Here is a 10,918-nt window from a genome sequence, read left to right on the forward strand (position 1 = left end):
TTCAACTACCGCCGCATCGTCAGCAAAGGCCGCACGGATCCCTTTTACGGCACCCCGGTTCCCGGGGATCTAACCCTGGTGAACTGGAACCGCGGCAACGACTGGGGGATCATGAACCCGCCCCTAATCCTGACAGAAGAGCGGCTGGTGGCCTCAGGGCAGCGCCACAACTGGCTGGGGGGGCTGGACGTCTCCGCCCTCAAAGATGGAGAAAACCACGCCCTGCTCTTTGCCGAGTGGCTGATGGAAACTCAGTCCCGCACCGGCTATCCCCTCTCGTTGGTGTTTGCCGAGGACTCTTTGCTGGGCACCCGCTCCGGCCTCAGCCTCTACCCCTACATCCGGGAGGGGCGGCGCATCCTGGGGCGAGCTGCCTACGGCCAGGCGGAATTCCAGATGCTGGAGCAAGACATCCGCGTCGGCACCAGCGGGGGACGGGACTTTAGCCCCACCGCTGTAGGGGTGACTCACTACGCCATCGACATGCACGGCTGTCGCTACCGCAACTGGGAGCCTTCCCTGTCGGCCAGCTCGGCGCCCGTCAACGAGTTTTCCGTCCGCCCCATCGTCATCCCCCTAGAGGCCCTGATCCCCCAGAAAGTGGATAACCTGCTCATCGGCGGCAAAGGGATCGCCGTCAGCCACATCGTCAACGCCGCCACCCGCACCCACTACGGCGAGTGGACCATCGGCTCAGCAGCGGGGCTCATCGTAGCCTGGTTGCACAGCCAGGATCCCGGTTTGATCCCGGCCCAGATTGTGCCGCAGGGCAAGATGGCCGACTTGCAGCGCTACCTGGTTGCCCACGGACAGCGGCTGCACTGGTAGGCAGTTGCCGCCGCCCTACCCCTCTGCGCCGGAAGGCAGCGCCTCGGGATCCCCTTTTCCGCCATAGCGCCGCTGCCGCCACCACACCAGCAGAGGGCTGGCGATGAAGATGCTGGAATAGACCCCCAAGCTAAAGCCAATGAGCAAAGCAATGGCAAACCCCTTCAGGGTGGCTCCCCCAAAAATGGCAATGGCCACCAGGGGCAGCATCGTGGTCAGGGTGGTGTTCAAAGAGCGGGCAAAAGTCTGGTTTAGAGATAGGTTCACCACCTCGGCAAAGCTGACCTTGCGGCTGACCAGACGCAGATTTTCCCGGATGCGGTCGTAGATAACCACCGTGTCGTTGACGGAAAAACCAATGATGGTTAGCAGCGCCACCACAAACAGGCTGTCCACCTCCATGCCCACCGTTAGGCCCAAAAGGGCAAACAGACCTGTTGTCAGCACCACATCGTGCAGCAAGGCCACAATGGCAAACACCGCGTAATCCCACTGGAAGCGCAGGGCCAGATACACCACAATGAGCCCAAAAGAGATGAGCACAGCCACGAGGCCGGAACGCAAGAGCAAGCGCCCCACCGTCGGGCCTACCGTCTCCACTAGGTTGCGCTCAAAAGGGCCTACCTGTTGCCGCAGCGTCTCCTCTACCGCTAGGCGCTCCTGCTCAGTCAAAGGGGGCATGCGGATCAAGGCTTCCTGACTGGTCTGGGTGTCCAGTTGGATGATGCTGCTGCCCAGGTTGTGTTCCTGCAGCGCCCGCCGCAGCTCTTCGGTGGTGACAGGCCGCTCAAAACGCAGATCCAGCAAGGTGCCGCCGGCAAAATCCAGCCCCAGCCGCAGCGGTGTCCCTAGAGAGGCCAGAGAAAAGGCCATGCTGACCAGCCCCACCAGCAACACCGCCAGGGAAAGGGTAAACCAAAGCTTGCTGCGCCCGACGATGTCGAAGCGGTAGTCAAGCAACCGCCGGGATCCCACCGCCGGATCGGGGGGGGATAACTCTTGCGCCGTCATGATTGAGCCGCCTCCATGCGAACGCCGTAAAACTCAGGTTTGCGCAGGGCAGGGATCCCCATTGCCGCCAGCAGCAGGGTGCGGGTGCAGGTGATGGCCGTGAAAAAGCTTACCAGAATGCCAATGGCCAAGGTGACGGCAAAGCCTTTCACCAGCCCCATCCCCAGCCAGAAAAGTACGCCACAGACCAAAAGGGTGGTGACGTTGCTGTCGAGGATGCTGCTGAAGGCACGATTAAACCCTTCCGAGATGGACTTATAGATGGACTTGCCCGCCCGCAGCTCCTCCTTGATGCGCTCGAAGATCAGCACGTTGGCATCCACCGCCATGCCGATGCTGAGGATAAAGCCGGCGATCCCTGGCAGGGTCATGGTCACCCCCAGCAGTTGGAACAGAGCAAACGTACAGAGGGCGTAGATGAGAAGAGCGAGGTCGGCAATGAGCCCCGGCAGGCGGTAGTAGGCCACCATAAAGACAAAAACCAGCACCAGGCCGCCAATGCCGGCATAGAGGCTGCGGCGCACACTCTCTTCCCCCAACGTGGCCCCGACGGTGCGGTTTTCAATGACGCGAATGGGAACCGGCAGCGCTCCCGCCTTGAGCTTCACCGCCAGATCGGTGGCGGTTTCCACCGTGAAATTGCCCGTGATCACCGCCGTTCCGCCGGTAATGCCGGTGCGGGCAAACTCCGGCCCCACGATGGGGGCGCTGATCAGCACGTCGTCGAGAAAAATGCCAAGCGGACGCCCTGTTCCGGCCAACTCTCGGGTGAGCTGAGTAAACTTTTCTGCCCCTTCTGGCTTGAACTCCAACAGCACTTCCCAGCTCTGGGATCCGCGACGAGGAGCTTGGGGATAGGCGTTGCGCAGCAGATCCCCTGTCAGGCCGACCCGTTCAAACAGGGCGTCGGGATCCTCCCCCGCCGTTATCTCCCCCTGCTCGTTACGGGGCAGGGCGCTGACCGGCACCAAGCCCTTGCGAAACTCCAACTGGGCCGTATCGCCCAAAAGAGCAATGGCCCGATCCGGATCCGCCACCCCCGGCAGTTGTACGAACAGGCGGTCTTGGCCGCTGATCTGCACCAGAGGCTCGGCCACCCCCAGGCCGTTGATCCGCTGCTGGATCACCGCCTCCACCCCCTGCATCACCTCAGAGGTGATCTCGGGTACCTCTTCCGTAGGCAAAGCCTGCAGGGTGAGCTGCGTCCCTCCTTTGAGGTCAAGGCCGAGGCGAACTTCGCGGCTAAAGCCCAGATAGACGAGGGCAGCCACCACTGCCAAGATAAAGATCAGCCCTCGCAGAAAAGCGAGGCGACTGAGCCACAAAGCTGGAGATCTGGCCATACTGCTGAAAAAGTGATGAATACGGGCGCACTCGATCCGAGGCCCTCAGGATTTCGGCACTTTTTGATCCTATCGCACACGGGATCCCCCACCTGACCCGTTGGAAAACGGCAGCGGCAGGAGCATCCAAGTAGGGTTTTTGGGGATCCGCTGCAGAGGCAACCGCGAGCTTGTCAGAAGATGGGCGCTCGGCTGCCGAGCCAAGCAAGGAGAAGATAAAGTTGAAAGCCGCTAAACAAGCGCTGTCCCCTCTTGGTTTGTGCTAGCCCTAGGGCTAGGCTATTGCCATCTCAGGGCAGCAGGCAACATCTGGTGTATTTGGCTCTACTCCGACATCGGCGAGTTAAGGGAGGGAAAGTTGAGGTGAATTGGAGACGGACTTACTATCTCCCTGGGTTGCTCTCGGCTCTAGCTCTAGGGGGATCCCCTGTCTGGGCGGGAGAGTACTTCACCGAGGAAGTGACCAGCCCTAGCCTGGAGATCATTCACGGCTGGCGGCAGGAAGTGTACGGCATTAACGTCACCATCACCAACACCAGCCTGGGATCTTTTCGGGTGCCGCTGGAAATCGATATGGAGGATCGAGCTAGCTGTGAGCGGGCCGACTTGGTGCTGACGAACAATCGCATTATGCCGATGGGATCCTTTCAAGACTGCATTCTCAACATCTTTCCCTACCTGGATAAATTCATCAACCAAGAGGTCGCCAGCATTCGGGTCACCCTCAAAGGGCCGGCCCCCCTCCTGGAAATTCCCCTGGAAGAGTCGGATCGGCTGATCTTGGCCCAGGTGGCTAACCAATCGCGGGAGGCCTTTGTCTTCTTTCAGCAGGAGTTGGCCCGCGTTTTGGAGCTCTTGAAGCAGTCGGATCCCGGCCAGACCAAGACGGCCCCAGCAACAGCCAGCCCAACACCGACTGCTGCCGCCGAATCTGCGCCCAACCCGGGAGATTTCGTAATCGTGGGATCCATTCGAGAAGAACGGGTAGGTGCAGGCAGCCGCCTGAGCGTGGAGGCGATCAACCGCAGCACCCGCACCGTCCTCAACGCTCGTGCTCGCTTCACGTTCTACCAGGGAGAGGAGGTGGTGGAGACGCGGGTGGCCGCGTTTGAGCCCAGCGACGTGCCACCGGGACAACGGGCCTCTGCTAGTGTTCTGAAAACCGATGGCAATTGGAATCGGGTCACCGTCACCTTCCAGTGGCAGTAGGGATCCCTAGGGTGCCAGGGCGTTCCCTCGCAGCAGGCTGCCCAGAGTCTTGACAGTGATCTTGAACTGCACCCAAGGGCTCATGGGCACCACCGTCTTGTAGAGGTAGCTATCAAAGGTCATTCGCTGCACATCTCGGTCAGCGCACATCTCCACAAAGGCCTCGCGGGTGGCGTTGGAACGGTAGAACACCCGTTGCAAAATGTCCAAAACCTTGTAGGTTAGACCGTATTGGCGATCCCAACGCTTGAGGTACAGCTTGAGATCCTCCTCACTGGGGATGCGCTTCCCGCCATTGGAGGTCTCGACGATGGTCTCGGCGCACATGCGGCCCGACTTGGCGGCAAAATAGATTCCCTCGCCGCTGGACTTGGTTACATAGCCTGCCGCATCTCCTACCAAAGCCGCCCGACCCACCACACGGCGCGGACGCGGATGCTCTGGGATCGGATGGGCCTCCACCTTGATCACCTGGCCCCCCCGAATCCGCTCGGCAGCGCGGGCGCGGATCCCGGCCTGCAACTTTTGGATCTGGGCTTGGTTGACCTTCATGGTGCCGGTGCCCACTGCCACGTGGTCGCACTTGGGGAACACCCAGGCATAGAAGTCTGGAGAAACATCGTCCCCCACATACATCTCTGCCCGGTCCTCGTAGTAGGCCATTTTGTCGTCGGGGAGCCGAATCCGCTCCTGAAAGGCCAGCGCATAGTTGTAGTCGCCGGCACCGATGGCTTCTGCCACCTTGGAGTGAAAGCCATCTGCCCCAATCACCAGATCCACCGCCAGCGAACGGGGTACTCCCCGATTTGAGCCGTCCGAAAAGTCGCTGTAGTGCAGGATGTAGGGATCCCGACCATTTTGCGGGATTTCCAGATGCATCACCTTGCCGTGGATGAGCTCCGCCCCTTTTTGGCGGGCGCGGTTGCGTAAGAAGGCATCCAGGATCTCGCGGCGGCACATGCCGATATACTCATTTTCCTTTTCGAGGGCGATATCCACCTCGTAGTTGGAAGGGGAGATCATCTTCATCTTGCGCACTTTGCGGTCGATGATCTCCTCAGGGAGGTCGAACTCCGAGACCATACAGAGGGGAATGGCGCCCCCGCAGGGCTTGGCGTTGTCTAGCTTCCGCTCAAACAAAAAGGTCTCGATTCCGGCTTGGGCTAGAACTTCGGCGGCAGAGGCTCCGGCTGGGCCACCCCCAACAACAGCAACTCTCAGGCTCAAGGCGCTCTCCTCGCTGCAAATGCATCGGCTCGTCAGACAGCAGGCATCCTACCACAGCTCCCCAAAAGCGTTGCCAACCTTGACGAAGTATTGCAGTTCGGCTGGGCTCAAGGGCACGTGCTTCAGCGCTGAGAAAGGGAGCCGCCCGGCCTCAACGCTAGAGGTTGTGACGTTCTCCTCAGCCTGGATTTCAGAGTGGTTCTATCTGGGCCACTTCCACCCGGTTCTCTGGCCCTAGGCTAACGCGGAACTGTTTGGCACCTGTCGGCAAGGGATCCGGCGCCACCTCCGGCAGGTTGGCAAGAGGAGTTTCGGCGCGGCGTTCCCGGGCCAGCTCATTCTCCGGCTCGGCAGCCAACAGGGATCCCGTCTCGTCCACGCTTACCCGATAGACCAGGCTCTCTTGCAAATCGGAGGAAGACTGCCATTGCTCTGCCAGGGTGTCTCGCAGACGGAGAAGGGGATCTTCAGCCAAAGGGGGAGGGGATCCCACCGTTTTGCCGGGTTGCTCCGGCACGGTGAGCTGCTCCTGCACCGAGTTGGAGGCAGTAGGATCCCTGTCCTCCGGGGTGCGGCTGGCCCAGAGGCCAACTCCGGCCACCAGGGCGATCCCTCCCACCAGCAGCGCTGCGATCCCGGCAGGCTGTCGATACCAAGCTTGCGTCACCGGAGTTGCCAAACTGTCCAGTTGGGGCAAGTCATCGGCCACCTGAGAGAGGTTCTCTAGCAGGTCGTACAACTGGGTCATCGACAAATCCACCTGGGCAATCTGATTCTCCCCTTGGCGCACCGTGAGGCGATGAAAAATGAAATCGAGCGGACGGATGGCCACAGTGCCACTGAAGGTTCCCTTGGGGGCTCCACAGAGCTGGGATCCAACGTAGCGGTCGATCACGGTAATCAAATCCTTGAGCCAAGTGCTGTCTCCCTGCAGCGTTTTGGTGGTCTCCCCCTGGCGAATTTCCAACTGACACACAAAGTTGTGCTGAATCGCTCGCGGTGGCAGCGCCGAAGAGGTGCCTGCAGATTCGGGTGGGCTGGGCGCCTCTCCCCGCACTGTGAGCGTCGAGGTCGGTTGTTGATAGGTGTAGCTGAGGGTAACGCCGGGCATAACAACTCGCAGGCAAACAACACAGGCAAGAATCTCAAGGGCGATGAGACAAGACCGTCTCAAGGAGAGGGCAAAGCATCCGATCCGGAGCTATGGGCTACCTCCCCTTCTTCGTCGCTGCTGGCGGGCAGATCCATTTCAGGGCGGTTGAGCAGGGCTTTCCACAGGCGTTGTGCCCCTCTCGGGCTGCTGTAAAACATCAGCTCGATCAAGATGCGCAGGGCCAGCTCAGCAAGGCTGTTCTCGTCGCGCACATCCCCATCCACCATGCGGCTGCGGTAGTGGGAGATAAACTCATCCAGGTAATCGCCCACCAGTGGCTGATGGAAAGGGCTGAGCTCTTGCTCGACAGCGGTTTCCAGTTGCTCTAAGGTGCTGCGGATGCGGGCCTGTCGCTGGGCCGCCAGGTGAGCAATCACCATCACTAGGGCGCGCGCCTCTTCGATATCGACTTCTTTTCGCCCGCCGCTGCTGCGGCGCAGAGGGTTGGCATTGCGCAGCCGCCAGAGAATGACCCGATCGCCGATCTGCTTTTCCAAGTTCAGAGCCTTGGCTGCTGCCAGAACTGCCTCGGAACTCTCCCCACTTAAAGACTCCAGCCCCAGCAACAACAAATCCAACTGGGCTTTGATGGTTGCGGTAGCTGTGGTGAGGCCGGCGGGCTGAGGGTCTAACTGAGTCTGCTTAGGTTCCACCGTCACGCTGTCAATGGGAGCTTTTGGCTTTGGTAGGACTCTATGATCTCTTGTCTGGGGCAAACCTGCAACCTGCTTCCCCTGCGCTTGAGGGAAAAAGGCTCTTGGCTCATGGCTCTGGTGGCTTAAGGCATTTGCGGCTGGGGGATCCCACAGGTCAAGCCCAAATCACTGTCCCTCTCCCCTCACCCCATTGCCTCTTTTGCCCCGCACCCCCCGCTTCTTGCTTTGGGAATTGCTGCCCTTGAGGGAAAGCCATGGGAAAAGATACGATTGGTAAGGGTAACCTCTTCTACAAGCTTACGACGCGCAACAAAGGATTTTCTCCGGCCCGGCTTGACTTCTCTGGGCTTGTCTGGAGCTTCGGGGCCACTGCTTTTGACTATATCAGCCACGTTGCGCCTACCTGCGCACGGTTATGAATGCTTTCGCCGCCCAATCCAGCCCTGCTCACTTGGTCTTGATCTTCACGGATCGGGTAGGCCGGCGCGGCGTTGTCTTGGACAAGATTTACTACTCGGTAGGGCGAGCCCCCAGCAACCACATCCGCCTCTACGACCCCTGTGTTTCGCGAGAGCATGCCCTAATTATCCGCATCCCGGAAGAGAACCGAGCCGGATACGGTTACATGATCTTTGACGGCAACTCGGGATCCCGCCGCAGCACCAATGGTTTGTTCGTTAACGGTAAAGCGGTTTTGTCCCATCGGCTACAGCTTTTTGACAAGATAAGGTTTGGACCGAATGTAACAGCCATCGTGGAGAGCACCGACCGCCTCAGCCCAGAGACGCTGGCAGCCCTGTTGCAGCCGCCGGCCCTCGACAAAAACGGCCCCCTGGAGGGATCCCAGAGAGAGACCTCCAAAGAGTTGCCCCGAGAGAACGACGACTTCACCGCTGCTTGATTCCCTCTCCTGAATTATCCTGAGTCCAGCGCCCTACCGAGTTTTGGGTTTCCGTGTCTCTCATTCCTCCTGCGCTGAGCGGCTACTGGCAAAATGGCTTTGACCTAGAAGCTCACTTGGGATCCTTCCTTGGCCTTGAGGCGGGTGAACTGCGGGAGAAGCTGCGGCTGGGGCAACAGCAGTTGGCGGAGCTGGGCCGGCGCGACTTCGGCTGGGATCAGGCAGACGCCTTTTACCGGGATCGGGTGGGATCCGCCTATTTGCTGGACTTAGCCGCTTGGCACCTGAGCAGCACCGACTACATCGGCAATACCCTGCGCCTGGTGGCGGATCAGGCCCGCGGGCGGGTGCTGGATTTTGGCGGCGGCATTGGCACCCACGCCATTGGGGCGGCTCTCTGCCCGGCGGTGGAGCAGGTGATTTTTTGGGATCTCAACCCCATCCATCGGCAGTTTGTGCAACTGCGGGCGGAAAAGTTGGGCCTAAGCGAACGGATCCACTGCCCGGAAACCTTCCCGCAAGGGATCCCCTTTGACACCGTCATCTGCTTCGATGTGGTGGAACATTTGCCGGATCCGGCAGCGCAGTTGCGTCAGTTTTACACTTGGCTCAAGCCGGAAGGCAAATTGTTGATCAACTGGTACTTTTTCAAGGGGTTTAATGGCGAATTCCCCTTCCACCTAGACGACCCGCAAAAAGTCGAGCAATTCTTTCAGGTATTGCAAAGCCATTTCCTAGAAGTGTTTCATCCCTATTTCATCACCGCCCGCTGCTACCGTAAGTGGAATAAAAGCTGAGATTGGAGAGAGAACGAATGCTGCGCTACTTGCGGGTGCTGTGGCTATTTTGGAGCACTTCTGTAGCAGCAGAAATGGAGTACCGCGCCAACTTCTTTTTTGCCAGCCTCAGCAGCTTAGGCGGCCTCGTGTCAGCTCTGTTTGGGCTTTCACTGTTCTATCAGCAGGGGCACCGCCTGGGGGGTTGGAGCTGGCCGGAGGCGCTCATCGTCTTGGGCATGTTCACCATCTTGCAGGGGGTGTCGGCCAGCCTCTTTAACGTCAACTTAAACCGCATCGTGCAGCAGGTGCAGGAGGGCACTCTGGATTTTGTTTTGCTCAAGCCCATTAGTAGCCAGTTTTGGCTGTCAACCCGGGTGTTCTCTCCCTGGGGCCTGGTGGATATCGGCTTTGGCCTGGTGCTGATTCTCTACGCCGGGATCCAGTTGCGCCTGCCGGCCTGGGCCTATGTTTTGGGTTTATTGCTCCTGCTCCTGGGATTGGTCATCCTCTACAGCCTCTGGTTTATGCTGGGGGCCACCAGCATCTGGTTTGTCAAGATCTACAACGTCACCGAGGTGCTGCGGGGCTTGGTAGAGGCGGGGCGCTTCCCCCTGGTGGCCTATCCGGTGGCCTATCGGCTGTTTTTTACCTTCGTTGTGCCGGTGGCTTTCTTGACCACAGTACCGGCGGAAACCCTGTTGGGGCGAGCCCAGTGGCCGTGGCTTGTGGGATCCGCCCTGCTGGCAGTGGGGCTGCTGGTCGGATCCCATTTGTTCTGGCGCTTTGCCCTGCGCTTTTACACCAGCGCCTCTAGCTAAAATCTCCGTCCAAACATCTCCATCCTAAGCATCCAAGCAGCGAGGATGGGAGTAATTGCTACAGAAGCGCCCCATGCGCCGCCCCAGAGTTGGATCTTCTCCTCAAGGGAAGGGCAAAAATAGGTTCCCACCCTGGGAATAGGATCCCTCAGGCTCATTTTTTTAAGGGCAAAAGCAATTCTCGCTGCAGCGATCTGTAGCTACCTATTTGGTGGCGCAGAGGGATAGTTTTCTTGTTTTAGGGAGCATTTTCCATGCGCAAGCGCCTGCAATGTGTGGCCGTATCTGTGGCAGCCGGTAGCCTAGCTCTGCTGGGCTGCAGCAACAGCAATCCTTCTCCGATGGCGATGATCCCCTCCCAAGCGGATTTGGTGGCCCTGGGCAGCGGCAATCGCCTCACCCTCATCCGCTCTGCCGATGCCTCTGTGCAGGGATCCCTGACGGTGACGGGGGTGAGCGGCAGTTTGATCGGTATCGATGTCCGTCCTGCCAATCGCCTGCTCTACGGCCTCACCGACGCCAACATCCTCTACACCATCAACTTGCAAACTGGCGCCGCCAGCGTGGCCAGTACCCTGTCGGTTCCCTTTACGGCGGGCACGCTGTCCGGTATGGACTTCAACCCCGTCCCGGATCGCCTGCGCCTGGTGGGAGCCAACGGCCAGAACTTCCGCATCAATGTCGACACGGGCGAAGTGATCCAAGATAGACCTCTGGCCTTTGGCCCGATGGAGCTGCAGGGATCCCGCCCGGCTGTTACCGCTGCCGCCTACACCAACAGCGTGGCCGGCGCCCAATCCACACGGCTGCTGAACATCGACGGCGAGCGCAACCTGCTGCTATTTCAGAACCCGCCCAACGACGGGGTGCAAATGCCGATTGGCCTCCTGGGCGTGAACTTCGGCCCGGTGGGCGGGTTTGACATCCGTACGGTCGGCGGGGTGGATACCGGCTTTGCCATCGGCGGCTCCACCCTGTATCGAATTGACCTGA

The 10,918-nt window shown here is 59.7% G+C and carries 11 protein-coding genes; 6 read left to right on the top strand and 5 right to left on the bottom strand.

Annotation, left to right across the window (positions count from 1 at the left end; all coding sequences use genetic code 11):
• On the top strand, positions 1 to 828 hold an 828-nt coding region (locus NW835_RS00050), incomplete at its 5' end, for an FAD-dependent oxidoreductase (protein ID WP_414414192.1).
• 15 nt (positions 829 to 843) lie between these two features.
• On the opposite strand, the gene secF is transcribed toward NW835_RS00050, so the two are convergent.
• Complete coding sequence (gene secF / locus NW835_RS00055) at positions 844 to 1,839, bottom strand: protein translocase subunit SecF (RefSeq protein ID WP_414333455.1); 996 nt, start codon at positions 1,837 to 1,839, stop codon at positions 844 to 846.
• Positions 1,836 to 3,182, bottom strand: a complete 1,347-nt coding sequence (gene secD, locus NW835_RS00060) for a protein translocase subunit SecD (RefSeq protein WP_414414193.1) — start codon at positions 3,180 to 3,182, stop codon at positions 1,836 to 1,838. The genes secF and secD overlap by 4 nt, the downstream gene beginning before the upstream one ends.
• Positions 3,183 to 3,545: 363 nt before the next feature.
• Here secD and NW835_RS00065 point away from each other — a divergent pair, with 363 nt between their 5' ends.
• Positions 3,546 to 4,391 carry a hypothetical protein gene (locus NW835_RS00065; RefSeq protein WP_414414194.1) on the top strand — a complete coding sequence of 282 codons (846 nt, stop codon included), beginning with the start codon at positions 3,546 to 3,548 and terminating at the stop codon, positions 4,389 to 4,391.
• A 6-nt stretch (positions 4,392 to 4,397) separates the two neighbouring features.
• Here the strand turns inward: NW835_RS00065 and chlP are convergent, their stop codons facing one another.
• The 3 genes from chlP to NW835_RS00080 form a co-directional block, all read right to left on the bottom strand.
• The gene (chlP, locus tag NW835_RS00070) at positions 4,398 to 5,618 is read right to left on the bottom strand and encodes a geranylgeranyl reductase (protein ID WP_414385669.1); all 1,221 of its coding nucleotides are present in this window, start codon (positions 5,616 to 5,618) and stop codon (positions 4,398 to 4,400) included.
• 190 nt (positions 5,619 to 5,808) lie between these two features.
• Positions 5,809 to 6,729 (bottom strand): DUF4335 domain-containing protein, encoded by a 921-nt coding sequence (locus NW835_RS00075; RefSeq protein WP_414363776.1) that lies wholly within the window; start codon positions 6,727 to 6,729, stop codon positions 5,809 to 5,811.
• Between the two features lie 59 nt (positions 6,730 to 6,788).
• Positions 6,789 to 7,430 carry a DUF3038 domain-containing protein gene (locus NW835_RS00080; protein ID WP_414363774.1) on the bottom strand — a complete coding sequence of 214 codons (642 nt, stop codon included), beginning with the start codon at positions 7,428 to 7,430 and terminating at the stop codon, positions 6,789 to 6,791.
• A gap of 412 nt (positions 7,431 to 7,842) precedes the next feature.
• Between NW835_RS00080 and NW835_RS00085 the strand changes: the two genes are divergently transcribed.
• The 4 genes from NW835_RS00085 to NW835_RS00100 form a co-directional block, all read left to right on the top strand.
• Positions 7,843 to 8,328 carry an FHA domain-containing protein gene (locus NW835_RS00085; protein WP_414414195.1) on the top strand — a complete coding sequence of 162 codons (486 nt, stop codon included), beginning with the start codon at positions 7,843 to 7,845 and terminating at the stop codon, positions 8,326 to 8,328.
• A gap of 53 nt (positions 8,329 to 8,381) precedes the next feature.
• Positions 8,382 to 9,125: a class I SAM-dependent methyltransferase gene (locus tag NW835_RS00090; protein ID WP_414363770.1), complete on the top strand. Its 744-nt coding sequence runs from the start codon at positions 8,382 to 8,384 to the stop codon at positions 9,123 to 9,125.
• A 17-nt stretch (positions 9,126 to 9,142) separates the two neighbouring features.
• Positions 9,143 to 9,925 (top strand): ABC transporter permease, encoded by a 783-nt coding sequence (locus NW835_RS00095; RefSeq protein ID WP_414363767.1) that lies wholly within the window; start codon positions 9,143 to 9,145, stop codon positions 9,923 to 9,925.
• 254 nt (positions 9,926 to 10,179) lie between these two features.
• Positions 10,180 to 10,918 (top strand): DUF4394 domain-containing protein (locus NW835_RS00100; protein ID WP_414414196.1); only part of this gene is annotated, 739 nt, incomplete at its 3' end.

It is taken from the genome of Synechococcus sp. OH2, from assembly GCF_047462155.1.
Lineage (GTDB): Bacteria > Cyanobacteriota > Cyanobacteriia > Thermostichales > Thermostichaceae > Thermostichus.

Coding starts and splice junctions, on each gene's coding strand:
- secF (WP_414333455.1), bottom strand. CDS start 1,839: ATGACGGCGCAAGAGTTATCCCCCCCCGATCCGGCGGTGGGATCCCGG.
- NW835_RS00095 (WP_414363767.1), top strand. CDS start 9,143: ATGCTGCGCTACTTGCGGGTGCTGTGGCTATTTTGGAGCACTTCTGTA.
- secD (WP_414414193.1), bottom strand. CDS start 3,182: ATGGCCAGATCTCCAGCTTTGTGGCTCAGTCGCCTCGCTTTTCTGCGA.
- NW835_RS00085 (WP_414414195.1), top strand. CDS start 7,843: ATGAATGCTTTCGCCGCCCAATCCAGCCCTGCTCACTTGGTCTTGATC.
- NW835_RS00075 (WP_414363776.1), bottom strand. CDS start 6,729: ATGCCCGGCGTTACCCTCAGCTACACCTATCAACAACCGACCTCGACG.